Here is a 26181-nt window from a genome sequence, read left to right as displayed (position 1 = left end):
CTGGGTGAGGAAGCCGACGCCGCGGGGGCGGGCCCAGGTGTCGACCATGGCCTGCAGTTCCCGTGCCCGGTCCGCCTCGCCCCGCAGAGCGGCCAGCAGACCCAGATACGCCTGGGTGTGATGGACGAACAGCGCGTGCCGGTGCGTCGTCGTCAGTTCCAGGCAACGCTGTCCGGTCCGCTCGGCCTCGTCCCACTCACCTGCCGCGATCTGGTCCAGCATGATCAGATGCAGCATGGTCATGGCGTCGGCCAGTGCCCCCGTCTCCACCTCGCGGTCCACGGTGCGCTGGAGAGCCGGCCGGTACTGGCTGAGCGTGTCCACGTGGTAGGCGGCGACCCCCAGCCTGGTGGCGTCCCACGGCTCCATCTCATGGACTCCGGCGAAGGCGCGTTCCACCCGCTCGTGCACACCGGCGCCGCGACGCACCACGTCGCCCCAGGCATCCTGGTAGATGCGTGAATACGTGGACACCAGGTCGCCCAGAGGGTCCAGAAGCTCATGAGACCGCTCCCACGCGGTCTTGTCACTCGCGTACTGATTGATCGCCAGCAGCAGGTCGACCAGGCGGGTGAGCAACTCGTCCGGTTCCCGCACCCCACTGTCGAGCATGCTCTCGATCGCCGCGAAGACCTGGCGCTGCGAGGACCGCACGTCTCCGTCCTCGAAGAGCGCGACGTAGGCCGACGCGACCACCGATGCCGGGGAGTCGTTGCTGCCGGCCCCGGTGCCCGCGCGGACCAGCCGCTGGGCCTGGTCCAGTTGGCCCGAGTGCCCGGCGATGTACGCCGCGCTGCCCAGCCTCCTGGACCGTTCCTCGCGGCTCTCGCTCAGCTCCGCGGCCCGGGTCAGCCAGGCCACGGCGGCCATCGCGCCTCCCCGCGGGACGGCGGAGTTCGCGGCTGCCTCCAGCATCGCGGCGACCTCCTCGTCGGGGTCGACCACCGAGGCCGCCAGGTGCGTGGCCCGCCGTTCCAGATCGTCATGGTGCACCTGAGCGAGTACGGCGTGCGCCGCGCGCCGCTCGTTGGGGGTCGCCGTCTGGACAGCGGTCGACCGCACCAGGGGATGCCGGAAGACGAAGTTGCCGGTGAGCGGGTCGATGTCCAGCAGGCCGCAGTCCGCGGCCTCGTCGGCATCCTTCATGCGGTAATGCGTGCTGCCCGGGCGGTCGGCCGCCGTACCTGCACCGACACCGTCGAGGGCGCCGCGCAGCAGCTCCGCGCGGACGGCGTCGTCGAGGGCCTCGATACGAGCGCCGTACACCTGCTGCAGACGCAGGGGGAGCGGGATGCCGGTGTACCCGAACAGTTCCTCGGCGGTGCGTGCGGCCCGGTTGCCGCGCACATACGGCGGCAGTTCCAGCAGGGCCAGCGGATTTCCGTGCGCCTCGTCCAGGACGAGACGGCGGATCCGCTGGTCGAGCCCTGGGTGGTGCATGTCCAGCAGTTGCTCGGAGGCGCTCTCCGACAGCGTTGTCACCGGCAGTTCAGGGAGCGCGGCGGTGTCGAAGCCCGAGGGCAGGTCGGAGCGCAGCACGACGACCAGCTTCACCGAACTTCCGGTGAGCCGGCGGCCCACGAACCCGCACACCTGCGTGCTGGAGGCGTCCAGCCACTGGCCGTCGTCGAGCACCATCAGAAGGGGGTTCTGCGAGGCCGCGAGCGAGAGCAGGTCGAGGACGGCGATACCGAGGGTCATGACCGAGGGGGGCGTGCCCTCGGTCCTGCCGAAGATGACGTCGAAGACCCTGCGGTGGACATCGTCCAGCCGGTCGATGTGGGACAGCAGCGGATACAGGAACTGGTGCAGACCCGCGAAGGGCAACTCCGACTCGGCCTCGACCCCGGCCGCCCGGATCACCCTGTGCTTCTCGGCCGCCGCGAGGTCGGCCACGTGTTCCAGCAGAGCGCTCTTGCCCACACCCGTGTCACCCCGCAGCACGAGAGCCCGACCCCCCGAGGCCGTCACGAAGTCGGACAGCACCTCCCGCTCGCGTTCGCGGCCGACCATGGTCCTGCCGATCGATTCCATCGTCCCCCCACTCCCTTCACCGCTGAACCAGCGCCTGGCCTGGTGGTTGTCGCACTCCTGCACGCGGACCGTCAGGCTCACGGCGAGGGTACGTCGTCGCTCTGCCGCACCGTTGAGTCCCCCGTCCCCCGGCTCACCACGACAGAACCGGCTCCCCGAATGCGTCCGGCGAGCCGCTGCGCGTGCCACGGCTGAGCCGGTGGCCGACTCGTCACATGCGGAGTGCGGAGCAGCGGCCGCACCCGCCACTCACACCACATCCGAACAGAAGATTAGATTCCCTGAGTTTTTTAGTCACCTGGCATGGCCGAAAAAGTTCTTGTTGCTCAGCGTTCTCTGGGTTTCACGGGTTCCGTCAACGACGCCGCAACTCGGCCGATGGCCCCGTGGACCGACCGACCGCGCGGACCGGCCGGGAACTTGAAATCACACGTGTGAGTTAAGGTCACGTATCTGATGGGCAGGTGTGTGCGGACGCGGCGGGCGGAGCCCGATGGGCGCACCGCCGGGAGAGAGGCGACATGGACTGGGTCGACCGAGGGCTGTGCCGGACACAGCCGGAACGGATGTTCGCCGAAGGCGCCGCCCAGAACGAGGCCAAGACCGTGTGCTTCAAGTGCCCGGTCCAGCTCGACTGCCTGGCCTACGCCCTGGACCACCGGGAAGAACACGGCGTGTGGGGCGCGATGACCGAGCGGGAGCGCAGATCGCTTCTGCGCCGCCGTCCGGGCGTCGCGTCCTGGGCGGAGGTCTTCCGGGCCGGGACGACGCACCGGGAGCCGGAGTTGGAACCGGAGCCGGTCCGGGAGGCGGAATCGCCGCTTTGCGGGACGCGGTACGGCGCCGGGAGATCTGGGTGATGGGGGGCGAACCGGTGGCGTAACCCGGAGGACGACCTGACGGCGGACTTCGAGGACAACCGGCCCCGGCGCGACACGCGGGCGTCAGCCGGCGGCGCAGCAGGCACTGCGATTGATGCTCACCGCTCATGAAGCGTGTGACCGGACACGGCGGGTCAGAGAGCCCGTCGGACTGCGATGACGTTCTCCGTGACGGTCGACTGCTGCCCTTGGGGGCCGGTGGCGATGCGCCGGGGTGCGTGGCACCGCTCGGTACGCCAGTCGGTGCCGAGTTCCAAGGAAGCCAGTACCTCGTCGGGGGCTGGAAAGCGGATGCCTTGGCCGGCCTGCCAGGACCAGGGGGCTACGGAGGCGTGCTCGACGACGATCAGCAGGCCGCCGGGGGCGACGGCCTGGGCAGCCTGGCGCAGGACCTGTTGGCGGGGGATCTCGATGGGTGTGTGGAAGTAGCAGGCGCTGACCAGGTCGAAGGAGCCGTCGGGGAAGGTCCGGGCGAGGTCGTGGCGGCTGGTGCGGACGCGGTCGGTCAGTCCCAACGCCTCGGCACCGGCGGTGACCCGGGACAGGGCGGTGGCCGAGACGTCGACCGCGGTGACGTTCCAGCCGTGTGAGGCGAGCCAGAGGGCGTCGCCGCCGTGTCCGCAGCCCAGGTCCAGGGCCTTTGCCGGTGTGGCGGCCAGGGCCGTGACAAGGTCGGCCAGTACCTGGTTGGGTGCCGTGCCCCACTGCGCGTCGAGGCCCGTGTAGTGCGTTTCCCAGAAGTCGGCGGAGTCGGTGGTTATGTTCATCGGTGTCTCTCTTTCTGCCCGTGGCAGTGGTCAGGCGGTCTGTGCTGCGGCGGTTCGCCGCGAACGGATCAGCAGCCGGAGTGCGGCCAGGGTGAGGGTGAACAGGACGGCGCCGGCGATGAACGCGATGCGGTAACCGTGCACGTATCCGTCCAGCAGCACTTCCCGGGGCTGCCGGCGCTGCGGATCCAGGGCGGGCGTACCCGTGTCCGGGTTGTCGGTGTCAGCAGTCAGCATGGGCAAGTCCTCGACAAGAGATAGGGAAAGGTCACTGCCAGGGGCGGCTCGATGGTGCGGGCCCCGATGTGAGGACCATGCGATCCCTGCTGCTGAAGTTGCAAAGCTTCATGCCGTTTCAGCATGATGGTGGGTATGGGCAGCGCGAAGCAGGACAGGCTGAGGGCGGTCGGGCCGCGACTGCGGGAGCTGCGACGCCGTCGCGGCATGACGCTGGCCAGGCTCGCCGAGGAAACGGGGATCAACGAGAGCACGCTTTCCCGCCTCGAAGGCGGAATGCGTAAGCCGACCCTGGAGATGCTGCTGCCACTGGCCGAGGTCTACGCCGTGCCCTTGGACGAACTCGTCGGCGCACCACGCACGGGTGATCCCCGCATCCATCTCAAGCCCGTCACCCGGGGCGGCATGACGTATGTGCCGCTCAGCCGCCCCGGCGGCATCCAGGCCCACAAACTGCTGATTCCGGCCCGACCCGGCACAGAACCGGAGTTGAAGACCCACGAGGGCTTCGAGTGGGTCTACGTCCTCGCCGGCCGGCTGCGCCTGCTCCTGGGCGAGAAGACCGTGATCCTCAAGCCGGGCGAAGCCGCCGAGTTCGACACCCACGTGCCGCACTGGCTCGGCCCCGACGGCGAGCAGACCGTGGAACTCCTCGTCCTGTTCGGGCACCAGGGGGAACGGGCCCACCTCAAGGCCCGCACCTGACACGCCGTTCTGTCTCAGCCGTCACCGTGCGGGGCCCCGGTGCTCACGTCGGAAGGCGGCCGGGGGTGTGCCGCAGGCGGAGGTGAACGCCGTGTAGAACCGGCTGACCGAACCGAAGCCGGCTGCTGACGCCACGTCATTGACCGGCAGATCGGTGGTGACCAGCAGTCGGCGAGCCTCGGCAAGGCGGCACTGCATCAGGTAGTCGCTCACCGTCGTGCGCACAACCTTGCGGAACTGGGTCATCGCGTAGTTCGGGTGCAGCTGCGCGGCGCCGGCGATGTCGGCGACGGTGAGGGATTCGCGGAAGTGTTCGGCGATGTACCGCACCATGGCGAAGACCCGACGCAGCGCCGGGTCACCTCCGGTGTACCGGCGCACCGGTTCTCCCAGGGTCGCCAGGGCGAGTCGGCGGAGCCTGGCTTCGACTTCGAGCATCGCGATCCGGTGGCGTTCGGGCTGGTCGCTGGTGAAGTCGGCGGCCCACTGGGCGAAGTTCGCGGGATCGGTCTGCACGGCGGCCGAGGGCGCGGAGACCAGGGGCATGCCGGACAGGAGGCGACTGACCAGGGAGTCGGGCAGCCCCCAGCCCAGGAACGTCGCGAAGGGCACGTAGACCCAGTGGACGCGGGTCGCCGAGTTCGCCACGAGCTGGTGCGGCACCGCAGCCCAGAAGGCAGCCACGCTTCCCGGGCCGACCTCGACGGGCACGCCGCCGAACAGGTAGAGCATCGTGCCGCCCTCGGCCACCAGGTTGATCTCCAGGTCGTCGTGCTGATGCGCGGCGCCCATGAGCTCCGGTCGGCCTGTCCATCCCGTGAGGCTCGGCGGTACGGCGTGAGGCAGGATCTGAGAATCCAAGAAGTTCTCGCTCTCATCAATGAAGACTTGGCAGATCGTAGGTCCCTATCGTCGTAGAGGTCCACAAGGCTGCCCAGGGCTGATGCCTGCCACGGCACCGGCCGCAAGCCTGCGGGGCGGGACCAGATCGTTGTTCTTATTCCACGATGAGGAGTTCTCTGTGTTCTCTCTCGGCATTGTCGGCGCCGGCCAGTTCTCCGGCCAGTTCGCCAAGCTGTTCCTGGCCCACCCTGGAGTGCGGGACGTGTACGTCACCGATCTGCTCCCCGAGCGGGCCGAGCAACTGGCCGCCGCCGAAGGCCTCACCGGGACCTTCCCGTCGTACGAGGCGATGTTGGAGTCCGAGACCGTCGATGCGGTCGCGATCTTCACCCAGCGCTGGGCCCACGGTCCGCTGGTCGTGCAGGGCCTGAACGCCGGCAAGCACGTCTACTCCGCCGTCCCCATGGCGATCAGCACGGAGGAGATCGCGGCGATCATCGACGCGGTCAAGGCGACCGGTCTGACGTACATGATGGGCGAGACCAGCCAGTACAACCCGGCGACCGTGCACGCCCGCAACCAGATCGCCAAGGGCGCGTTCGGCCGGATCTTCTACGCCGAGGGCGACTACGTCCACGACATGGACCTCGGCTTCTACGAGGCCTACCAGTACAGCGGCGGCGACAACTGGAAGGCCACCGCCAGCTACCCGCCGCTGCTCTACCCGACGCACGCGGTGGGCGGCGTCCTCGGCGCCTGGCAGACGCACGCAGTGAGCGTGTCCGCGATCGGCGTGACCGACGACCGGGGCGACGGCGTCTTCGACCGGTCGGTGAGCCAGTTCGACAACGACGTGTCGAACGCGACGGCGCTGTTCGAGGTGGCGGGCGGCGGCTCGTTCCGCACCAACGAGTTCCGGCGGGTGGGCTACCCCTCGCACATCCGCGAATCACGCTTCCGCTTCTTCGGCACCGAGGCGAGCATGGAGCAGCTCGCCACCGTCGCGCACTGGCAGGACAAGAACGGGATCGAGGACATCAGCGAGCTGCTGGAGCCCAAGCCCACCATGTCCCCCGACGACCCCTCGCTCCAGCACATCGCGCCGGACCTGCGGGCCGCGTTCACCTCGGGCTCCGCACCCGTGCACGACCGCTCCCGGCTGCCGCGCGAGTTCGACGAGCTGCACAACGGCCACGAGGGCAGCCACCACTTCCTGGTGGACGACTTCGTGACCGCCGTCAACTCCCGGACCCTGCCGTCGGTCAACGCCTGGGTCGCGGCCCGCTACACCCTGCCGGGCATCATCGCGCACGAGTCCGCGCGACAGGGCGGCGTCCGGCTGGCGATCCCGGACTTCGGCGACGCGCCGACGGCGTGAGACCCAGGGGGTCCGGGAGCGCCGCTGCCGGACCCCGCACGACAGCGGGACCTGCCACCTTGTCCCTTCCTTCCTGGGCAGGACGGAGCTACCCGCAGTCGGCGTACGGGACCTGCCGACATACTGAAAAGGATGAACCAGATGTACGACCAGCAGACCGTACGCAGGGCCAGGCGGGCTGTCGCCCTGGTGTTCGCCGTGCACGGCTCGGTCTCCGGATCCTTCGCGGTCCGCATCCCCCAGATCCAGCAGCACCTGGATCTGGGGCCAGATCCGCTCGGGCATCGCGCGGTCCCTCTCGTACGACTACATGCCCGGCGACCCTAGCCCCGAACGACAGCCCGTTGCCGGGCTTCCACGCAAGGCCCCCGACCGGGCATCCGACCTGCTACGCAACCAAGATCAAGTGCTTAGCGTCAATGACTGTTCCGTTGGTCCGACCGCCGGTTCGTACACTGCGAGGGTGGAAGACCATACGGCCACCAGGATCTATGCACGTCCGGCGCCCGCCTTGCGGCGGTACGTCGGCTCGTATGTCGGTTTCGATCTTCGTGGGTTCCCGGCAGGGGTGCACTGCGGTCCGCCGGGCCGCGTGCTCACTGCGGTGATCAGCCTGTCCGGCCCTTTGGAGGTAGCGGCGGGCGTCGACGACGGGTCACCGGTCACCCGATTCGGCAGCGTGGCCGGCGGTCTGATGCGCCGGTCCGTCGCGATCCACCACGACGGACGCCAGGAAGGCGTGCAGGTGTCGCTGACACCGCTCGGGGCCCGGGCCGTCTACGGCATGCCCGCCGCTGAACTCGCCCACCGACTGGTCCCACTCGACGAGCTTCTCGGAGCGCTCGGCGTCGAGCTGGTCGACCGGCTCCGCGCGGCGACGACATGGGCCGCGCGGTTCGCCGCGCTGGACGAGTTGCTCCTGCGAGCCGTCGGCCGCAGCGCCGGCGGCGACCCCGTGTCCCGGGTGCGCCCCGAGGTGGCCGAGGCATGGCGCCGCCTCTTGGCCGCGCGGGGCCGCGTCCAGGTTGGGGAGGTCGCCGCAGAACTGGGCTGGAGCCGCCGGTACCTCACCGAGCGGTTTCGCGGTGAGGTGGGCCTGTCGCCGAAGACCTTCGCCCGGGTTTTGCGCTTCGAGCACGCGCACGAACTGGCCACCACGCACGACCCGCTTCCGTGGGCCGATGTGGCGACCGTCTCCGGCTACGCCGACCAGGCCCATCTCGTCCGGGACTGGAGCGAGTTCACGGGCCGATCGCCGACAGCATGGCGTCGCGGCGAAGTCCTGCTCGGGACTGGGTAGCCGCCGACCGGCCGCCCATCGCGTCGGCTTCCGTTCCCTTTCCTTCAAGACCGCCCTCTTGCTGTCCTGTGACGATCGTCGGCATGAGACTCGTCAATCACGAACCCAACGCCATCGACCTGCGGACCACCCCCGTGCACCTCGGGCTGGGGTCGAGAGCGAAACCCGTCGAGGGCTTCGCCTGGGACCCGGAGGTGCTTCATGCCTACAGCGCCGCGGTCGCGGCGGACGGCGCCGAGGGCCGGATGGTGACGATCTTCGACGGCGACGGCCTCGGCGACCATTGGGAGCGCCACCCCGCCGGCGACGAACTGGTCGTCTGCCTCAGCGGGTCGGTGACGGTCACCCGCGATGTGGACGGAGTGCCCGACCGGGTTGTGCTCGGGCCGGGCGAGGCCACCGTCAACCCGGCCGGGACATGGCACGCGGTCGACCTGGCGGGACCGGCGTCCATCCTGACCATCACCGCTGGCCTCGGCACCGACCACCGTCCCCGGACCGAAGCCCGCCCGATCGAGCACGCCGGCACGTCCGGCCCGCGAACACCGTGACGACCCGTGTCGCGTGCCTCGGCGACAGCCTCACCCGCGCGCAACTCAGCGTCGACTACCTGGACCTTCTCGAACGCCGCCGCCCTCCCGGCGACGTACGGCTCGCCCGCTTCGGCGTCAACGGCGACTTCGCCTACAACCTCTCACGGCGCCTCGATGCCGTCGTCGCGGACCCACCCGACGTGATCACCGTGCTGATCGGGACCAACGACGCCCGAGCGAGCCTCGCCGGCTACCCCGTCGAGCGGGCCATGAAGCGCAAACAACTCCCCGAGCGCCCGTCGGCCGGCTGGTTCCAGCAGTGCCTGGGAGCCGTCGTCGAACGGCTGCGAACGCAGACCGACGCGACGATCGCTCTGCTGTCCCTCCCGGTCCTCGGCCAACAACTCGACGGAGCCGCGGCGCGGGCATCACAGGCGTACAGCCGCATGATCGCCGAGGTCGCCACCACCAACAAGGCGACCTATCTCCCGCTCCACGAACGCCAGACCGAGGAACTACGCCAGGCGGACCCGCCGCCGATCCCCTACCGGGACCCGACGCCCGCGGCGAGCGTCAGCATCCTCGTCCGGCGCGCCTTGCTGCGCCGCAGCCTCGACACGATCTCGCGGCGCCGGGGTCTCGTGCTCACGACCGACCACATCCATCAGAACAGCCGCGGCGCCGCCCTTGTCGCCGAGGTCATCGACACCTGGCTCCCGACCCGGAGCGCGTAGCCGGTTCCGGCGGCGGCCCCTTTCCTGCGTATTCGGTTCCCACCCCTGCCGGGGCAGGCAACGACGACCGGACCATTTCGAACGCTCTCGGCTACCACGACAAAACCATCACCCGCCGGCCCAACGAGACCGGCGGGACCTGGAGCCGATACGCCGTTGGGGATCACACACGGTCACCGGCAGGTTGGGTTCCACGGGGAACTGGCGACAGTTGATTACGAGAGTCCGCCAGTACCACGGCCGAACCCGAGTTGCGACAGCGGTTGTTCAACGCTTCGGGAGGCAGCCGAACCGCGCTGTGTTCGATGTTCACAAGAAGTGACAGCAACCGATCTCAAGCACTCGATGACCTACCAGAGGCTCCACGATGCGCATGTTCGGGATCGGCTTGGCAAGCGAGGGTTGCGTTGGCAGCCGACCGGCCCGGCCCGCGACCGACCGGGGACTTGGACGGCAACGACAGTCGACGAAGACTGCCCACTCCCGGCAATGACATCGGTGGCCCACAACGGCGAGGATCTTCGCACCGACAGCTCGACCACGGAGGCACATACCCATGAAACCGTCCCGCGCTGCCCTGCTTGTCGCGGCCGCCGCCCTGACGCCGGCCCTCCTCTTCACCACCCCGGCGTTCGCCACCGGCTCGACGGCCACGTCGACGACCGCGACGGCCACGTCCGAGACTCCGGTGGATGACATGTCGGAGGAGGACCTCCGTATCGCTATCCTGCGCATCCTGGCGAACAAGGACAGCGGCAAGGCGGTCGTCCGAGAGGCCAACAAGGCCCTCGACGGCACCGTGGAGGACATGCGGAATTTCCTGGAGACCGGCTACCGCCTCGCCCAGGCCGAGGACGACCGCGTCGCCATCTTCCGCATCCTGTACCTGGCGAACAAGAACGGCGACAAGGCGGTCATCCGGGAGGCCAACAAGGCCCTCGACGACGGCAGCCCGGAGGCCCTGCGCGGCTTCCTGGAGACCGGCTACCGCCTCGCCCAGGCCGAGGACGACCGCTTCGCCATCGCCCGCATCCTGGCCGACCCGACTATCAGCGACGCCCTCCGCGCGGCTGCCGAGGAGGCCATCGACGGAACGCCGGAGGAGCTGCGGTACTTCCTGGAGGTCGGGCAGTACAAGGTGGACAGCTAGATCCGCAGCCCAAGCTAGAACCGCACCGGAAAGGCCAACCCCCGCGCCGACCACAACAGGTCGGCTGGGTCACCTGGTAAGAAGCCTGCAGAGGCGGCTGGTTGGGGCGAGCCGACAGCTCGTCCCAACCAGCCAAGGGTGCCCAACCGAACAAGAAGAGGACCCTTCGTGCTGACATCTACATTTTCCACTGCCGATTGGTGGATAGCCGCCGTTGTGTCCGGTCTCGTGTTCGGTCTGGTCATGCAGTCCTGGGCCAGCACGAGACGACAGAAGCTGGGCCTTGTGACAGCGCCTGCCCTGGCCGGCGCCCTTGCTGTCGGCCTGTTCTCGGCTGCACGAGGGGACGGGGGCCAGACCCCGCTGATGCTCTACACGGGCACCATGCTGGGCCTGATCGTGACGATGGCCATCTTCACCAAATACATCAGGCGTCAGCTCGCTCTGATGCGATCAGGGAAAACCCCGGAACGGGCGACAGGCAAGCAGGTTTCGCTCTTCCTTCTCACCTGCTTCGTCGTCACGCTGTCCATGGCCGCCATTTTGTGAACCCGCAGCGCAGTTGAAGCACCGCCTTGGAACGCTGCAGCAAGAACGTCGCTGTCACGTTGAGGGGCTGGCTTTGTCAACGGGTTTGGCCAGCAGCTGCTCAGTGGTTAGGGAGGCACTCGGACTGTGCCACGTTCGATGTTCACGAGCGGACTCCCTCCAGCACGTGCAGTGGTCATGACCGAGCGGCCTACTGGATGCTCCAGCGGTGCGGGTGGTCGGGCTCCTCAGGGCAGGCGAAGATGTTGAGTTCGCCCCAGCGGCCCACGGTGACCTCGGTCGGTGTAGCGGACCGGTGCGTGGGAAGGTCCTGCTCTTCCAGTGGCTTCCAGCTGCCGCTGCCGCCGTCCCATTCCGAGCTGTCGATGGTCAACAGCAGGTGCATCGGTGTCGAGCAGGTCCGGCAGTTCATGGGGGACGGGTCGGTGGTGTGCCAGGAGGCGAAACCGCCGACGCGCCAGCCCGGTGGGATGGACAGGTCGTACTGGTAGCCGACCACCGCTGCGTCGTCGTCCGCCAACTCCTCGGCCTCCTCCTCCAGCGCTTCTTCCCAGGCGTCGATGCGGACGCACAAGTCCTCCGGGAGAAGGCCGGCGAACGGGTAGGTGGCCACTTGCTCCGGGTACAGCACGCACGGTTCGGGCACGTATCCCTCGAAGCCGACAACCTGCGGCTGCGGCGGTGAAGTCTGCACCTCGGTGACCTCCCACGATCGGCGCCAGCGCAGGTCGAGCAGCATGCTGTAGCCGGTCGGGCCGTGCGCGTCGAAGGGGCACCAGAACACCTGGAGCAGATCGCAGTCGTCCGGCCCGGCCGGCAGGTCGGGGATGTCCCTCCTGCAGAGCTGCGCAAGGCCGATCAGTGGCAGTGGATCGGTCGTAGCAGCCTCTTGTACGCGGTGTTTCTGGCCCAGTTGCTCCAGCAGTTGCCGTTCCCCTTCTGTGGGGCCGGGGTTCGCTTCGCGGAGCCATGCGGAGGCCAGGATCTGTCGCTCCCGGCGGATGTCCGCCGGGCGTCGGCCACGCGCGTGGCTGTGGGGCTCGGTGCACATCGGCCAGGGTTCGTTCGTCGGCCACAGCAGCGGACCGCCCACGGAACTGGCCGCCACGTCCGGTCGGCCCGGGCGCGGGTGGAGCCGGGTGGTGGTGCCCCGGTAGGCCGACAGCTCCGGGAACAGCGCCTCGACATCGAGCGGGCGCGGCGGTGTGGTCCTCGACATGCAAGTGACCTTAAACAGCGGCCGACCGCCATGATGCAGCGCCCCCGAAGGCAACCGCTCCACGTCAGTGCTGTCGGAACCCGTGAACATTTCGCTTCGCACGCGGGTGTTGGCTGCCTCCCAAGCCGGTACGCAACTGCTGCCCGCTCTTGTGGACAGAGCCACGTCCCTGACGCCGAGGGAACTGGTAGAGGGGCAGGAGCAGCTCGCCCTCCTGGCGACCCTCAGGTTGTGGGACCTGAGCGCGCCGGCTGAGCGCTGACGACGCTGGGGTTGGTTATTGCTGAAACAGCATGAATTCTTGTTTGCGGTGAGGTGACGGGCGAGGGTGCCGGTATGACTGAGATCGCGAACAATTCCAGCGACGTAGATGTGGTGGTCGTCGGTGGCGGAGTCGCCGGCCTGTCCGGCGCGGTGACGCTCGCCCGGTCCCGGCGGTCTGTGGTGGTCGTCGATTCCGGCGAGCCCCGCAATGGCCCCGCCTCCGGCGTGCACGGCCTGTTGTCCCGGGACGGCATCGCCCCCGGCGAACTGCTACGGGCAGGGCGGGAGGAGGTTGCCGCGTACGGCGGGCGGGTGATCGCCGACCGGGCGGTGTCCGTCGGCCGGGACAGCGACGGATTCGTGGTGGCAACGGCGGGCGGGCGCTGCTTTCGGGCGCGGCGGCTGCTGGTGAGTACCGGGCTCGTCGACCGGCTTCCTGACCTCGACGGGCTGCGCGAGCGGTGGGGGCGGGACGTGCTGCACTGCCCGTACTGCCACGGGTGGGAGGTACGGGACCAGTCGGTCGGGGTGCTGGCCACAGGCCCGGCTGCCGTCCATCAGGCGTTGCTCTTCCGTCAGCTGTCCGATCGGGTCACCCTGTTCCGGCACACCGGCGGTGACCTGGGTGAGGAGGAGTGGGAGAAGCTGGCGGCCCGTGGGATCGTCGTGGTGGACGGGGAGGTCGTCGGGCTGGAGATCGAGGACGACCGCCTGGCGGGCGTACGGCTGGCATCGGGACCGCGGGTTCCGCTCGCCGTGCTGGTCGTGGCTCCTCGGCTGGAGGCCCGGGACGATGTGCTCGCGGGGCTCGGTCTGACGGCGGCGGAGCATCCGATGGCCATCGGGGACCAGGTCGGGGCGGATGCCGCCGGGCTTACCGCCGTGCCCGGGGTGTGGGTCGCGGGCAATGTGGCGGACGTGTTGGACGGGGTACCGGCGGCAGCCGCCGCGGGGGTGCGGGCCGCAGCAGCCATCAACGCCGACCTGGTGGCCGCCGACACCGACGCCGCGCTCGCCCGCCGCCGAGCTGGGAATCCTGTGGGTGCCTTCACACCAAAGGCGGAGGCGGCCCTCTGCGAGCGGGCGATGGGCGATCGTCGCCACGGCCTCGACGGTCTGCTGCCTGCCGGTGAACCCCGGCAGGGCTGACGCATGTGCGTGCGATGCCCCTCGACGCGTCGTCAGGCCGAGTGGGCCCGAAGGCGGGCGTGTTCGCCCTGGCCGCCGAACAGCACCAGCAGTTCGACCGGCCGGGCATCGGCCGACCCCATCCGGTGCGGCACGTGGGTGTCGAACTCGGCCACCTCGCCGGGGTCGAGGACGAGGTCCCGGTCGCCGAGGGCCAGACGCAGCCGGCCTTCGAGGACGTAGACCCACTCGTAGCCCTCGTGCGTCCTCGTCTCCGGCTCGGTCTCGTACGGCCGTGGCGGGATGACCAGCTTGTGGGCCTGCATGCCGCTGGCCCGACGGGTCAGCGGCATGCACGTCATGCCCGGGCGGTGGACCGGACGCTGGTGGACGCGGGGATCCCCGGCCTGCGGGGCTCCCACCAGGTCGTCCAGCGGAACGCCGTACGCACGGGCCGGCGGAAGTACCGGTTCGAGCGTTGGCTTGCGTTCACCGCCCTCCGGGCGCGACAGCGTGCTCCCTCTCCCAGGTGCCGTCGGTCGCCCGCATCCGAAGCCGGTTGTGGGCGCCCTTCCACGAGCCGAAGTGCTCAGGCAGGTCCATTCACGGCGTCCCGGTGCGGTACTTGAACGCGATCGCGTCGATCACCTGCCGGTGATCACGCTACCGCTCACCCCGCTTCGGCGTCCGATCCGGCAGCAACGGCTCGATGCGGGCCCACTGGGCATCAGTCAACGACGCACATCAACGAACGATCTGATGATCTGAAGGCAGCGGCCTAGCCCTGCGGTGCCAGGGTGCGCAGGACGTCGAACTCGTTGCCCTCGGGGTCGGCCATGACCACCCAGTTCCGGTCCGGGCCCTGGCCCACGTCCGTCTTGGTGGCGCCGAGGTCGAGCAATCTGGTCACCTCGTCCTGGGTGCTGCCATCGATCGGACTGACGTCGAGGTGAAGTCGGTTCTTGACGGTCTTGCCCTCGGGTACTCGGATGAACACCAGGGTGGGCGGCATTTGGCGGGCTCGGACATCCTCGACGGTCGGCACCCAGGAGCCGATCTCGACCTTGTCCTCGCTCCGGTCGATCACCTTGAAGTCCAGGACCTCGCACCAGAAGGCCGCGAGCCTCTCCGGATCATGGCAGTCAACGGTCAACTCGGTGAACCTGCTTGTCATGCTTCTCCCAGATAGTACGGACGGGGCTCAGAGTAGGCCGTCCGTCCGACGGATCCGGGGTCCTTTTGACCAGGGACATCAGTCGGGCTTGATCCGGAGGAAGCTGCCTGGGGCGCGTATCGGGTCGTGATCAGTGAGCATCGCAGCTTGCGGGGCGGGTGCCCGTGCGGGGTACGGGGCCTGGCGGTCTGCGGCTGTGCCGTGTGGGCGTGAGTGGCCGGAAGCGATGCCGCAGGCAGGCAGCGGCGGGGCCCGAGGGCTCCGGCTGCGTGCCCGCCGGGATGGTGTGTCAGACCATGGCGAGCCGGTCCACCAGCAGCTTCACCCTCGGCTCGGTGTCCTTCAGCGGCAGCCGGCTTTCCCCTTTGACGTGCGGGGCGCGGGTGGCGGGCTGGTACGGGCTCCCGCCGCGTGCCGATGAGCGCGCACCACCGTGGAATCCACCCCGATGTCCCAGTCGATCTCACCGACGGCATCCGCTTCGGCTTGGACTTTCTGGAGCAGCCGCTCCCGGGTTCCGTCGGCCGACCACAGCCGGTGCCGCTCATGGACCGTCTTCCACGGCCCGAACCGTTCCGGCGCTCACGCCGGTTGATCCCGGTCCGCACCCGGTGCAAGATCCCGTCGATCACCTGCCGATGATCCCGCCACCTACCGCATCGACCATTACCCACCGGCAGGAACGGCCGCAGCCGCTCCCACTTCGCATGTGTCAGCTCATCCCGCCCCATGGCCGAGACAACGATCCGACGAGGTGGCAGTCACATGGGCGGACAAATTCCGGGGCTTACGCTCCGGGGCATGACCAAATTCTTCGCCACTGTGTGCCTGCCGCCGACCGCGCCTCGGAAGGTTCCACAGGCGATAGCTGCCGCCATGGCGCCCTACAACGCCAACTTCACCGAGGAATGGAGTCCGGTTGGCCACTGGGACTGGTGGGCCATCGACTGTGCGGCGGGACCCCGTGATCGCCCATCGGTCTTCTAGGTCGCCCTCTTCCCCACCCGCACCCACGAGGCGAACTCCTCGATGCCGTCGATGAGCGCCTCGAAACGGAAGGAGTGGAAGAGGTCGAAGGCGTGGTGCCCGCCCGGGAGTTCGACGTACACGACCGGCGAGGTGGAGACAGAGCGCAGGGCGGTGACGAGGGCCTTGGGGTTCTCGGTCTCCACCAGCTCGTCCAGGTCGCCGTGCGCGATGAGGAACGGTGGTGCATCTGCCCGGACGAGGTTCACCGGCGAGGTCGCCGGATCCCCGTCGAAGTACGCCCCGAGATAGCCGTTGAGTGCGATGGCGGCGGTCACAGAGGTGTCCGCCTCCTCGAACCCGGGCTGATAGGAAGGCTCGTTGGGGGTGAGGGCGGCGAGCGCCGCCATGTGCCCGCCCGCGGAACTCCCCGACACGAACACGGCCTCCGCGGGGTCCGCGCCGTAATCCTTGGCGTGTTCGCGTGCCCAGGCGATGACCTTCTTCGCGTCGATCAGATGGTCGGGATGTGAAAAGGCGGGCCGTAGACGGTAGTTGGCGCTGATGCAGACCCAGCCCTGGCTCGCGAGCCGGTAGAGCAGGGGCAGCGACTGGGTGTTCTTCCGGCCTTGGTCGTAGTGGCCGCCATGGAAGTGGATCAGTACCGGGCCGCCCTCGGGGCGCGAGCGGTGGTGGTAGACGTCGAGGAGGTTGCGACGGCCTGCGTCTCCGTAACTGAGGTTCCCCACCCGCCTCACGTCACTGCGGCGGCGGAAGACGGGCCTGAGCAGAATGCGCGCCAGCGGGGGCCGGCGGCGCGTACCCGTACCGGCGCCGAGCTCCTCGTCCAGGGCGAGGCTGACCACGGACGCCGTCCGCATTCCGCGCCGGGCAACTATCATGAGCCCGGCAGCCGAGGCCACGGCCAGCCCGACGACCACGCGGTCGGCGACCGTAGCGATGTCACCCTCCGCGAAGGCCAGCGCCGTCGATGCCACCAGCGCGTAGATGACGAGGAACGGCATCTCGTTGAAGACCAGACCGAGCCGGTAACTGAAGTAGAAGAGCGGCTTCGGCCCGCGGATGAGAACCAGACAGAACACCGCGATCAGCGCGGCCAGCACCACGGTCACCAGATAACCCACAGCCACCAGAACCACTCCCGTTCGAGACTCGGTACCCCATCTGTGGTACCACAGATGGGGTACTTTGGGTCCGTGAATCAGGAAAGACGGGATCGCCTGGGCGATGCGGCCATCGATGTACTGGCGGAATCCGGCAGCCGGGGCTTGACGCACCGAGCCGTCGACGCCGCAGCGGATGTGCCACTGGGCACCACCAAGAACTACTTCCCCACCAAGGACGCGCTGTTGCGGGCGAGTACGGGGCGCATCATGGAGCTGTACGCCGCGATCCCCAGACCCGCACCCGTCGACCGGGCGGGCCTGATCACCCTGCTGCGCACGCTCCTGGAGCACGCCGAGGGGCCCGGCCGTGTGCGGGTGCTCGCTCTCCTGGAGCTGCAGCGCGAGGCGACGCGGACTCCGTGGCTGGCGGCGCCACTCGATGCCTTCGCGGCCGCCGACTTCGCGTACTTCGAGCACGCCCAGCGCAGCGCGGGCCTGCCCGTGACCCCGCAGCGCGCCGCAACCGTCACGCTGGCCCTGCATGCCGCACTCCCCCACCTGGTGGCCGAGGGGCCCGCCACGCAGGCGGCGGCCGGACTCGACGACCTCGACACGTTCGTCAGCGGCCTCCTGGACACGGTGTACGGGGCAGCGTGAAAGCGTCCCGCCCCCTGCACCGACGGCGACGAGTCCTTCTGTGTTCGCCCCGCCTGTCGGGCCGAACGGGCAGACCTTATCCGACGGCACTGACGGCGAGACGTCGCGTCTCCTGGCGCGGAATCCCAGGCGCTGTCAAGCCGCCCTGCGACACCCGAATGCCGTGTGTCATCGAGATCAACCGCTGCGGACAAGCCGTCCGACGCAACTTTGGCAACATGCCCTGGCCAGCCGGCATCCGGGCGGCAAGTGCTCGCGCGGCGGCTTCCTGTCCGGCAATGCTGCCCGCCGGGTGGAAGGTGAGGCCCAGTTCGTCGAGTGCTGGGGGAAGCGGGTCGGGGACGTCGTCATCCGACTCCGAGCGTGCGCACGCGGCCAGGAGCCGCAGAACAGGACTGTCGAGGCCGGCAACGAGTGCATCCAACGGCCAGGGCCTCGCTGACGGTGCCCTCGGTTCCGGCCCGCGAGGCGTACTTGGCATGCCAGGTCTCGCACTTCTGCGAGGACACGCTGCGCTCGGTCGGTGGCCCGGTACCGCCCCGGCTGTTCGACCCGGACTCCTTTCACGGCCCTGTCCGCTACCGGGAGCGCGGCCGCTGACACGACCGGCGTTACCGCTGCCACGTTGGGCGGAACGGCAAGCCCGGGGCGGATCAGCCTGCCGCGACGGCTTCCTCACGAACGCGCAGCCGGTAGCGCCGCGGCGCTACGCCAACGACCCGTTTGAAGGCGGTACTGAAGGCGCTCTCCGAGCCATAGCCCAGCTCGGCAGCAAGTGTCGCGACGCGGACGTCGTCCTCCCGGAGCGCCCGCTGCGCCAGCAGCATCCGCCAGTGGCTGAGATAGGTGAGGGGCGGCATTCCGGCCACCTCCCGGAAGCGCTCGGCGAACGACGTCCGTGACATGGCTGCCGCGCGCGCGAGTTCGGCCAAGCCCCACGCCCTTCCTGGCTCTGCGTGGATCAGGTCCAAAGCGGGCCGGAGCCGCTCATCGGTGAGCAGTCGCAGCCAGCCCGGCGGCAGATCGGCCTGGCCGACGTATACGCGCAGCGCCTCGAGCAGCAACAGCTGACCGTACTGTCGGATCGCGAACGCCGAGCCGATCCGGTCACTGGTCGCCTCGTCGAAGAGCCGCAGAAGGACGGCCCGCAACGGATCGGCGTCGGAGGCGGATGCGCGCACGTGCGCCACCAGCGGGAGAGCGCCGAGCAGCAGTGCCCGGCCGGCCTCGTTGACATCGACGCAGCCGCCGATGAGTACGTCGTCGGTGTGGTGATTGGCGCCGACGAACCGGGCCGCGGAGAAATCGGACTCCGGCTGGACCTCATGGCGAGGTTCGTCACCCGCCTCGAAGGCCACATAGGACCGCCCGATCAGGATCGCCACGTCGCCGGGCTCGAGCTCGACCGGGCGGTCGACACCGTCCGTCGTGAGCCGGGCCCGGCCGCTCACCATCGCGAAGAACTTCACCGGGTCCACGAGCGGTCCGCGCGACCACCAGCCACCGCGCGCCGCGACGCCACCGGTCAGGACGCTGCGCACCTGGACCAAGTCGAGAACCTGCGATAGCTGATCAACTGCCATGTTCGTACTTTCGCGCAAGAAATCCGAACGGACAAGTATTCATAGTACGCAGCTGAGGGACGCAGGCTGGGGGCATCACGCGACACTGACGGACAGAAGGAGCCCCATGCGCTACCGCAGCCTCGGTCGGACCGGCATCAAGGTCAGCCCCTACGCTCTGGGTGCGATGATGTTCGGCGCCATTGGCAACCCCGACCACGACGAGTCCATCCGGATCATCCACAAGGCGCTCGACGCCGGGATCAACTTCGTAGACACCGCCGACATGTACTCCCACGGCGAGTCGGAGGAGATCCTCGGCAAGGCGCTCCGGGGCCGCCGCGCGGACGTCGTACTCGCCACAAAGGCACGGATGCCGATGAGTGACGAGCCCAACCACCAGGGCGCGTCCAGGCGCTGGCTGATGCGCGCGCTGGAGGACTCGCTGCGCCGCCTGGGGACCGACTACGTCGACCTGTACCAGATTCACCGGCCCGACCCCGACACCGACATCGAGGAGACGCTCTCAGCACTCACCGACCTGCAGCGCGCCGGAAAGATCCGCGCGTTCGGGACCTCCTCCCTGCCCGCCTCGGAGATCGTCCGGGCCCACTGGGTGTCCGAGCGGCGCGGTCTGGCACGGCTGCGCACCGAGCAGCCGGTCTACTCGATCCTCAACCGCGGGATCGAGCGCGAGGTACTCCCGGTGGCACAGGAGTTCGGCATGGGCACACTGGTCTGGTCCCCGCTCGGCGGCGGGCTGCTCACCGGTCGGTACCGCAAGGGAGAGCAGGCCGCCACGCATCGGTCGCGGTACGGCTTCCAGCACCTCAGAGACGACCAACGCCTCGACGTCGTGGAGCAGCTGATCCCGCTCGCCGACGAGGTGGGACTGCCGCTGACCCACCTGGCGATGGCGTTCGTCCTCACCCACCCGGGGGTTACCTCCGCACTTATTGGTCCGCGGACGATGGAGCAGCTCGATGACCTGCTCGCCGGCGTCGAGGCCGCCGTTGACGACGACGTCCTGGACCAGATCGACAAGATCGTGCCGCCGGGCACCGATGTCGGCACCCTCGATATGGCCTACCAGCCGCCCGCGGTACTCGTCTCGACTCTGCGTCGACGTCCGCACGGTGAGCGCTCAGCCGCCTGATCGGACGCCGCACCAGAACAGGTCCTCGCCTTGCGCCGCGCACCGCGCGTCCGGGTCGTACGGGGAGGCAAGGCGTAGATGGCCGGGCGGGACGCCGTCCTGCTCGGCCTCCCGCATGCGGATCACCCCCCCCGGGAATCGGTGGCGACCAGATAGGTCCGCACCGTGATCCGTTGCAGGAGCGCACAAGTACGCCCTGCGGGCAGGCGTCGAGGGCACCATCAACCAGGCCCTCGACGTCACCTGCCTACGCCGGGCCCGCTACCGCGGCCTGCCCGAAGTCCGCCTCCAACATGCCTTCTCCGCCACCGCGATCAACATCATCCGCCTCGACGCCTAGTTGTACGAGGCCATGACGTTGGTGACTCCCCGACGTAGTTGAGCTGCCTGGGGCCTGCCCATCAACGCACAACGGTGCGGTGCGGTGAGTCACGCGGCTCACCGCGCTTGTGGGGAGGCGGGGCCCGTGGTGGCCTCCTTCGGCCGTGATACGTGGGCGACGAGGAAGAGCAGCACGCCACAGGTGGCGACCAGGATCCAGCCCGGGCGGGACGCGTGTGCGAGCCCCGTCGGGCTGGTGGCCGTGACCAGGCCGCCGGCGAGAGCGATGCCGAGGGCGGAGCCGAGTTGCCGTGCGGTGGAGGTGATCGCCCCGGCCACGCCGGCACGGGCGAGTGGCAGTCCATTGACCGCGGTGTTGGTGATCGGGGCGTTGGCGAAGCCGAACCCGATGCCGATGAGCGAGTATGCGGCCAGAAGCAGGAGCACGCTCGTGTGCGGAGTGAGCCGGACCAGGCAGAGCCCGCCGACCGTGATGAAACCGCCGGCAAGGAGCAGCGGCAGCCGCGGTCCCGTGCGGCCGACCATGCGGCCGGACCAGGGGGCGCAGACGGTCGCTCCGACGGCCAAGGGCAAGGCCGCCACGCCAGCGGCCAGCGGCGTCCATTCCCGGGTGTGCTGCAGGTAGAGGGTGTTCAGCAGCAGTGTCATATTCAGGGCGACGAAGACCGCCACCGCGCCCACGACGGCACCGCTGAAGACCCGGCGCCTGAAGAGCCGCAGATCCATCAGCGGCTCAGGTCGGCGGGACTCGACCCACACGAATCCGGCTGTCGCCACGGCAGCCCATGCGTATCCCGCCAGCGCCGCAGGCGACGTCCAGCCAATGCGCGGCCCTTCGATCAGGACGCCGACCACGACTGCGAGGACCATGGTCAGCAGGACCTGGCCGGGCAGGTCGAGCCGCCGGGCCCGCTGTGCCCGGGACTCCGGCACGAACACCGCACTGAGCAGCAGAGCGGCCGCGATGACGGGTGCGTTGACCCAGAACAGGGCCCGCCAGTCGAGCCCAGCGAGCAGCGCGCCGCCCGTGACGGGTCCGGCGGCCATGCTCAGTCCGAACACTGACGCCCAGATGCCGATCGCCTGCGCCCGTTCCTTCGGGTCTGGCATCGCGTTCACCACGATCGCGAGCGCCACGGGGCTGAGCATCGAAGCGCCGATGCCCTGCAGGGCACGGGCCGCGACGAGTACGCCCGCCGACGGGGCGAGCGCGCAGACCAGTGAGGCCGCGCCGAACAGGGCCAGCCCGCACTGGAACACCCGGCGGCGTCCGAAGCGATCTGCCAGTGCGCCGGAGGAGATCAGGAGACTGGCCAGGACGAGGGTGTAGGCGTCCACGATCCACTCGAGACCGCGCGTGTCGACATCCAGGCCGCGCCCGATGGCCGGCAGACCCACATTGACGATGGTGGTGTCCAGGCCCACCAGGAACATGCTCAGGCAGCAGACGGCCAGTACCGTCCAGCGTCTGCGCGCACTCAGCATGGGTTGAACAGGGTGTGTCGTCGCGGTCACGGTCTACCTCTGATGTCCGGGAACAATGCCCGGCAAGGCTCGGCCCGGGCGACGGCCGCAGCCCATCAATTTTGCGAACACTGCAAAACTGGATCCATGAACACAGGATCCAGAGACGCGGAGCTGGAGCAGATTCTCGATGGCATCGGGCCCCGGCTGCGCAGGCTGCGCCGGGAACGGGGACTCACGCTCGAGGCACTCGCGGCCACGACCGGGATCTCGGTCAGCACACTGTCCCGGGTGGAATCGGGCAATCGGCGCCCGACTCTGGACCTGCTCATCCCACTGGCACGAGCGCACCACGTCGCACTCGACCAGCTGGTGGCGGCGCCGGCCAGCGGTGACCCTCGGGTACACCTCCGGCCCCTGCACAAGGAGCGCGGGAGCGTCCTCGTGCCCCTGACGCAGTACCCGGGCCGAGTGCAGGTCTTCAAGCAGGTACTGGCACCCCGCCAGCCGGAACCGGTCACCCACGAGGGCTACGAATGGCTCTACGTCCTCGCCGGTCGACTACGCCTCATCCTCGGGGCGCGGGACTTCACGCTGCGGCCCGGCGAAGTGGCCGAGTTCGACACCACCGAACCCCACTGGTTCGGCCCCGCGGACACGAGCGCCGTGGAGATCCTGCACCTGTTTGGCCCACGAGGAGACCAAGCCATCGTCCGCGCCAGACCGTCCACAACCGATCCCGCCCCGCCGACCGCCCCGAACCCACCGTCAACAACGTCATGACCCGCAACACCTAGTGGACCGCCCCCACACAGCCGCACCCGCAACAGCAACCTCGAACCGCTCAACTACCGGCTCACCGCCTGAACATCAGGAATTGAGCAGCAGAGTCGTCGAGTGGGTTTCACTGCAATACCTGCTCGGCAGCCTCTCCCAAAGGTGCCCGTGCCGAGTCCGCGTATCGGATGGCGGTCTTCTCGTCGAGACCGCCTCGCAGAGGGGCGGTCAGAGGCCTCATCCTCTGGCTTCAGCCGCGATCCAGTTCTGCCAGACATGGATCGTGTTGGGCACCTCGGGGTGATCGAGGAGCCAAAGAACATAGCCAGCATGCCGCCGTGCCCATGCATTGTCAGACCGAGCGGCAGCTTCCAGCCTGCCGCGCAGATCCTCACTGTCGACGGCTCGAGCAACTCGCAGGTACTCGCGGTCCTTGCAGCGGTAGGCCCTCTGAACGACGATCTCGACCAGGTCGGTGAGCTTCGACCTGACCGTCTCGCCGTGGTCAGCGACCGCCACGTCCCGTATGAGGCTCTGTTTCGTGCCCCACTTCTTGGCATGCCGGGTCCACTCCTGCGGATACCTCGCCTCCCATTCCAGGAAGAGGAGCGCATAGGGCAGACCCTGCCATGTCCTGATGTCGCCGGGCGGGCGGTTCCACAACGCGTCGGGCAGCGAATACCTCCCGGCTTCGACGTACATCTCATATGCCTGCAGGAAAGCCGGATCCCGCCACTGCGCCTGTCCGCCAAGCGGCAGCGTCAAGCGCCACAACTCATTGAACCGACCAAGAGCATCCCGCACGTTCCCCTGGACATCAGCAAGACGGGCCACCGCCGCAGCCCGTTCGGCGGGATCGTCGGCTATCAGCCCGAACGCCCAGCCCAACCGCGCGTCCCACGCATGGGCTTCATCAACGCCCGCGCCCGCATCCTCTTCCCTCGTCACGCAGGAGATCATTCCCCAGCCACTACGCCGAGGTGCATCGACCCTCGCCTTCATTCAGAGCACAGATCGCTCGGACAAGGCGAGAACGATTCAGGAATCCCGAAGTTCCGTCAGTAGGCGGTGAGGGTTGTGAGCTGCTGTCGGTTTGCTGAGCTGAAGTGAGTTGTGGCGAGCGGGAGTGGGTCCTGTCGGTGGGTTTGTGGGGGTGGGAACGGGGGTTCTGTGGTCGAATGGGTGACCTTGGCGGCTGTTGCTCGTTGGGCTGGATGGCGGGTGGCTGGCCTTTGAGGGAGGGGGTGATGTGGTGGGTGGTGTGCGGGAGTTGGCCGTGCCCTTCGTGGTGCCTGGGCCTTGCGGGGTGGCGGTCCGGGACCGTTTCAAGCACCTCACTTCCCGGGACGAGAGGGTGCTGCGTGCGGTCGGTGAGCATCAGGGTGCGTTGGCCTCCCGTGATCTCAGGGCCCGCTGTGCGGACGGTCTGGAGCACAGTGCGGACACCTGGGCGTCGCGTAAGCGGGAGCTGACGAAGGAGTCGTCGTCGCGGATCGCGGGTGCGATCACCAAGGCCACGCACGATCAGTGGGCGCTCGCGCGCCGTTGCCAGGCAGCGCACATCCAGACACTGGAAACTGGGATCAAGATGCTGCGGCACCGCCTGTCCCTCCCGATCGGGCAGAAGGGCACCAAGCGGGCGGCGGGTGGCTACCGGTCGAAGAGCGAGTGGTTCCGCAAATCTCGCCGTCTCGTGATGCTGGAGGCGCGGCATGCGGCCGTTGTCGCCGAGTGGCAGGCCGGGCGGGTGCGGGTGGTGCGGGGCGGCAGACGCCTGTTCAACACCCGCCACCACCTCGCCGAGGCCGGGCTCACCGAAGGCCAGTGGCGGGAACGCTGGGAGGCGGAGCGCTGGTTCATCGCGGCCGATGGCGAGTCGGGGAAGCGGTTCGGGAACGAGACGATCCGCGTCACCCCGGACGGCGAGGTCAGCATCAAGCTGCCCGTCCCGCTCGCGCACCTGGCCAACGCCGGGCACGGCCGGTACACCCTCACCACCCGGATCGCGTTCGCGCACCGGGGTGCGGAGTGGGCCGACCGCATCGCCGCGAACCGGGCCGTGGCCTACCGCATCCACCTCGACACCCGGCGCGGCCGCTGGTACCTCACCGCGTCCTGGCGGCGCCCCGTCGTGAAGACCATCCCGCTGGCCACCGCCCGCGCCCGGGGCATGATCGGTGTCGACACCAACGCCGACCACTTCGCCGCCTACCGGCTGGACCGGCACGGCAACCCCGTCGGCGACCCGCGCCGCTTCCCCTACGACCTGTCCGGGACTGCCGGTCACCGCGACGCACAGCTCCGCCACGCGCTGACCCGTCTGATCCACTGGGCGGTGCGTGTCGGTGTCGCCGCGATCGGCATCGAAGATCTCGACTTCACCACCGAGAAGACCCGCGAGAAACACGGCCGCAGGAAGCGGTTCCGGCAGCTCATCTCCGGTATTCCTACCGGGAAACTCAAGGCCCGGCTCGTCTCCATGGCAGCCGAACACGGCCTTGCGATCGTCGCGGTCGACCCCGCCTACACCACTTTGTGGGGTGCCCAGCACTGGCAGAAACCGCTGGTCACCCCCCGCCGCACCATGTCCCGTCACGATGCCGCGGGCATCGCGATCGGACGACGCGCCCTCGGGCACCCGGTCCGGGATGGGGTATCCCCTGCTCGAACGGAGTTGAGAGCTTGGGGAAGGACGGCACCGCCCCCGCACGACCGGAGTGATCGTGCGGGGCATCGGACCGTCCAGGCCGGGTCAGGCGCTCGGGGGCGTGAGGGAACCCGCCCACCCGCAACGGACCGGCCCCCCGGAGGGCCGTCACCGAACGGGACGCGAACGCGGGAACCCAGCGCATCCAACACCGTTCGGGATGCGCCCAGTACGCAGCAGTGGGTCCAGGACTCACTCACGCACACTGGTTAGGAACGGTCCCGACAAAGGAAGAACCCTCTGGCCGCAGGGTCAAGTGCTCAACAGAGGTTCGGAGAACTCGCGGGATGTCGCACATACCGGCCGGACTACTTCCGGCACCGCACCTGCGCGGGTACGGGGGGCGGGCACGGCGCCGGCGGGACTCGACCGCTGAGCCTCGCGGCGGCCCTGCACGGCGCCCCCTCCGCCCGGCAGGGACAGCCCTGAGGTCCGGCAGGTCGCGAACGTCGCCCACCATGTACTCGCGGCGGCGTACGAACACACGCCGACGGTGGACGGGAACGGCGCCCCCCCACCCCCTGCTG

27 protein-coding genes and 2 pseudogenes are annotated in these 26181 nt (G+C 69.0%); 16 read left to right on the top strand and 13 right to left on the bottom strand.

Annotation, left to right across the window (positions count from 1 at the left end):
• A partial coding sequence (locus ACFU8W_RS46190; protein ID WP_384051504.1) for an AAA family ATPase occupies positions 1–2034 on the bottom strand: 2034 nt, incomplete at its 3' end.
• A gap of 521 nt (positions 2035–2555) precedes the next feature.
• Between ACFU8W_RS46190 and ACFU8W_RS46185 the strand changes: the two genes are divergently transcribed.
• Complete coding sequence (locus tag ACFU8W_RS46185; RefSeq protein WP_384051492.1) at positions 2556–2894, top strand: WhiB family transcriptional regulator; 339 nt, start codon at positions 2556–2558, stop codon at positions 2892–2894.
• A 155-nt stretch (positions 2895–3049) separates the two neighbouring features.
• Here ACFU8W_RS46185 and ACFU8W_RS46180 read toward each other — a convergent pair whose 3' ends face one another.
• Together ACFU8W_RS46180 and ACFU8W_RS46175 are read right to left on the bottom strand one after the other, a co-directional pair.
• A complete protein-coding gene (locus tag ACFU8W_RS46180) occupies positions 3050–3682 on the bottom strand; it encodes an SAM-dependent methyltransferase (protein ID WP_384051489.1) in 633 nt (210 codons plus the stop codon).
• Between the two features lie 30 nt (positions 3683–3712).
• Positions 3713–3919 (bottom strand): hypothetical protein, encoded by a 207-nt coding sequence (locus ACFU8W_RS46175; RefSeq protein ID WP_384051486.1) that lies wholly within the window; start codon positions 3917–3919, stop codon positions 3713–3715.
• A 135-nt stretch (positions 3920–4054) separates the two neighbouring features.
• On the opposite strand from ACFU8W_RS46175, the gene ACFU8W_RS46170 reads away from it, so the two are divergent.
• The gene (locus ACFU8W_RS46170) at positions 4055–4624 is read left to right on the top strand and encodes an XRE family transcriptional regulator (protein ID WP_345519996.1); all 570 of its coding nucleotides are present in this window, start codon (positions 4055–4057) and stop codon (positions 4622–4624) included.
• 21 nt (positions 4625–4645) lie between these two features.
• On the opposite strand, the gene ACFU8W_RS46165 is transcribed toward ACFU8W_RS46170, so the two are convergent.
• Positions 4646–5416 (bottom strand): helix-turn-helix domain-containing protein, encoded by a 771-nt coding sequence (locus tag ACFU8W_RS46165; RefSeq protein ID WP_384051481.1) that lies wholly within the window; start codon positions 5414–5416, stop codon positions 4646–4648.
• A 229-nt stretch (positions 5417–5645) separates the two neighbouring features.
• On the opposite strand from ACFU8W_RS46165, the gene ACFU8W_RS46160 reads away from it, so the two are divergent.
• The 7 genes from ACFU8W_RS46160 (at position 5646) to ACFU8W_RS46130 (ending at position 11111) form a co-directional block, all read left to right on the top strand.
• The gene (locus tag ACFU8W_RS46160) at positions 5646–6845 is read left to right on the top strand and encodes a Gfo/Idh/MocA family protein (protein ID WP_384051478.1); all 1200 of its coding nucleotides are present in this window, start codon (positions 5646–5648) and stop codon (positions 6843–6845) included.
• Between the two features lie 132 nt (positions 6846–6977).
• Positions 6978–7172, top strand: coding sequence for a hypothetical protein (locus ACFU8W_RS46155; protein ID WP_384051475.1), 195 nt, complete (start codon positions 6978–6980; stop codon positions 7170–7172).
• Positions 7173–7308: 136 nt separating this feature from the next.
• Complete coding sequence (locus ACFU8W_RS46150) at positions 7309–8145, top strand: helix-turn-helix domain-containing protein (protein ID WP_384051472.1); 837 nt, start codon at positions 7309–7311, stop codon at positions 8143–8145.
• Positions 8146–8228: 83 nt separating this feature from the next.
• Positions 8229–8696, top strand: coding sequence for a cupin domain-containing protein (locus tag ACFU8W_RS46145; protein ID WP_384051470.1), 468 nt, complete (start codon positions 8229–8231; stop codon positions 8694–8696).
• Complete coding sequence (locus tag ACFU8W_RS46140) at positions 8693–9412, top strand: SGNH/GDSL hydrolase family protein (RefSeq protein WP_384051467.1); 720 nt, start codon at positions 8693–8695, stop codon at positions 9410–9412. Before ACFU8W_RS46145 ends, ACFU8W_RS46140 begins: the two co-directional genes overlap by 4 nt.
• Before the next feature lie 556 nt (positions 9413–9968).
• Positions 9969–10562 (top strand): ALF repeat-containing protein, encoded by a 594-nt coding sequence (locus tag ACFU8W_RS46135; protein ID WP_384051464.1) that lies wholly within the window; start codon positions 9969–9971, stop codon positions 10560–10562.
• 168 nt (positions 10563–10730) lie between these two features.
• Positions 10731–11111: a hypothetical protein gene (locus tag ACFU8W_RS46130; RefSeq protein WP_384051461.1), complete on the top strand. Its 381-nt coding sequence runs from the start codon at positions 10731–10733 to the stop codon at positions 11109–11111.
• Between the two features lie 190 nt (positions 11112–11301).
• On the opposite strand, the gene ACFU8W_RS46125 is transcribed toward ACFU8W_RS46130, so the two are convergent.
• Positions 11302–12330, bottom strand: a complete 1029-nt coding sequence (locus tag ACFU8W_RS46125; RefSeq protein WP_384051458.1) for a hypothetical protein — start codon at positions 12328–12330, stop codon at positions 11302–11304.
• A gap of 336 nt (positions 12331–12666) precedes the next feature.
• On the opposite strand from ACFU8W_RS46125, the gene ACFU8W_RS46120 reads away from it, so the two are divergent.
• Complete coding sequence (locus tag ACFU8W_RS46120; RefSeq protein WP_384051455.1) at positions 12667–13743, top strand: NAD(P)/FAD-dependent oxidoreductase; 1077 nt, start codon at positions 12667–12669, stop codon at positions 13741–13743.
• A 32-nt stretch (positions 13744–13775) separates the two neighbouring features.
• On the opposite strand, the gene ACFU8W_RS46115 is transcribed toward ACFU8W_RS46120, so the two are convergent.
• The 3 genes and pseudogenes from ACFU8W_RS46115 to ACFU8W_RS46105 all read right to left on the bottom strand — a co-directional run.
• Positions 13776–14315: a cupin domain-containing protein gene (locus tag ACFU8W_RS46115; RefSeq protein WP_384051501.1), complete on the bottom strand. Its 540-nt coding sequence runs from the start codon at positions 14313–14315 to the stop codon at positions 13776–13778.
• A gap of 185 nt (positions 14316–14500) precedes the next feature.
• Complete coding sequence (locus tag ACFU8W_RS46110; protein ID WP_384051452.1) at positions 14501–14896, bottom strand: VOC family protein; 396 nt, start codon at positions 14894–14896, stop codon at positions 14501–14503.
• A gap of 372 nt (positions 14897–15268) precedes the next feature.
• Positions 15269–15627: pseudogene (locus ACFU8W_RS46105) on the bottom strand (transposase); the annotation flags it as partial.
• Between the two features lie 70 nt (positions 15628–15697).
• Between ACFU8W_RS46105 and ACFU8W_RS46100 the strand changes: the two are divergent.
• Complete coding sequence (locus ACFU8W_RS46100; RefSeq protein WP_384051449.1) at positions 15698–15883, top strand: hypothetical protein; 186 nt, start codon at positions 15698–15700, stop codon at positions 15881–15883.
• Here the strand turns inward: ACFU8W_RS46100 and ACFU8W_RS46095 are convergent.
• On the bottom strand, positions 15880–17013 hold the full coding sequence (locus tag ACFU8W_RS46095) for an alpha/beta hydrolase (protein WP_384051446.1): 1134 nt from the start codon (positions 17011–17013) through the stop codon (positions 15880–15882). The two genes, ACFU8W_RS46100 and ACFU8W_RS46095, sit on opposite strands and share 4 nt — an antisense overlap.
• A gap of 66 nt (positions 17014–17079) precedes the next feature.
• Here ACFU8W_RS46095 and ACFU8W_RS46090 point away from each other — a divergent pair, with 66 nt between their 5' ends.
• Positions 17080–17646 carry a TetR/AcrR family transcriptional regulator gene (locus ACFU8W_RS46090; RefSeq protein ID WP_384051443.1) on the top strand — a complete coding sequence of 189 codons (567 nt, stop codon included), beginning with the start codon at positions 17080–17082 and terminating at the stop codon, positions 17644–17646.
• A gap of 653 nt (positions 17647–18299) precedes the next feature.
• Here ACFU8W_RS46090 and ACFU8W_RS46085 read toward each other — a convergent pair.
• Entirely contained in the window at positions 18300–19229 is a 930-nt protein-coding gene (locus tag ACFU8W_RS46085; RefSeq protein ID WP_384051441.1) for an AraC family transcriptional regulator, read from the bottom strand.
• A gap of 106 nt (positions 19230–19335) precedes the next feature.
• Between ACFU8W_RS46085 and ACFU8W_RS46080 the strand changes: the two genes are divergently transcribed.
• Positions 19336–20364 carry an aldo/keto reductase gene (locus ACFU8W_RS46080; RefSeq protein WP_384051438.1) on the top strand — a complete coding sequence of 343 codons (1029 nt, stop codon included), beginning with the start codon at positions 19336–19338 and terminating at the stop codon, positions 20362–20364.
• Here ACFU8W_RS46080 and ACFU8W_RS46075 read toward each other — a convergent pair.
• The gene (locus tag ACFU8W_RS46075; protein ID WP_384051435.1) at positions 20353–20481 is read right to left on the bottom strand and encodes a hypothetical protein; all 129 of its coding nucleotides are present in this window, start codon (positions 20479–20481) and stop codon (positions 20353–20355) included. The two genes, ACFU8W_RS46080 and ACFU8W_RS46075, sit on opposite strands and share 12 nt — an antisense overlap.
• A 70-nt stretch (positions 20482–20551) precedes the next feature.
• On the opposite strand from ACFU8W_RS46075, the pseudogene ACFU8W_RS46070 reads away from it, so the two are divergent.
• Positions 20552–20704 (top strand): annotated as a pseudogene (locus tag ACFU8W_RS46070) (transposase); the annotation flags it as partial.
• A 98-nt stretch (positions 20705–20802) separates the two neighbouring features.
• On the opposite strand, the gene ACFU8W_RS46065 reads toward ACFU8W_RS46070, so the two are convergent.
• Positions 20803–22191, bottom strand: coding sequence for an MFS transporter (locus ACFU8W_RS46065; RefSeq protein ID WP_384051432.1), 1389 nt, complete (start codon positions 22189–22191; stop codon positions 20803–20805).
• Positions 22192–22317: 126 nt separating this feature from the next.
• Between ACFU8W_RS46065 and ACFU8W_RS46060 the strand changes: the two genes are divergently transcribed.
• On the top strand, positions 22318–22953 hold the full coding sequence (locus ACFU8W_RS46060; protein ID WP_384051428.1) for a helix-turn-helix domain-containing protein: 636 nt from the start codon (positions 22318–22320) through the stop codon (positions 22951–22953).
• 231 nt (positions 22954–23184) lie between these two features.
• Here ACFU8W_RS46060 and ACFU8W_RS46055 read toward each other — a convergent pair whose 3' ends face one another.
• On the bottom strand, positions 23185–23895 hold the full coding sequence (locus ACFU8W_RS46055; RefSeq protein WP_384051426.1) for a hypothetical protein: 711 nt from the start codon (positions 23893–23895) through the stop codon (positions 23185–23187).
• A 304-nt stretch (positions 23896–24199) separates the two neighbouring features.
• Here ACFU8W_RS46055 and ACFU8W_RS46050 point away from each other — a divergent pair, with 304 nt between their 5' ends.
• Positions 24200–25867, top strand: coding sequence for an IS200/IS605 family accessory protein TnpB-related protein (locus ACFU8W_RS46050; RefSeq protein WP_384051498.1), 1668 nt, complete (start codon positions 24200–24202; stop codon positions 25865–25867).
• Positions 25868–26181 lie beyond the last annotated feature (314 nt).

Source organism: Streptomyces sp. NPDC057565 (genome assembly GCF_042801455.1).
Taxonomy (GTDB): Bacteria; Actinomycetota; Actinomycetes; order Streptomycetales; family Streptomycetaceae; genus Streptomyces; species Streptomyces yanii.
The sequence above is the reverse complement of the archived record's forward strand: the minus strand, read 5'-3'. Positions and strand labels throughout refer to the sequence as shown.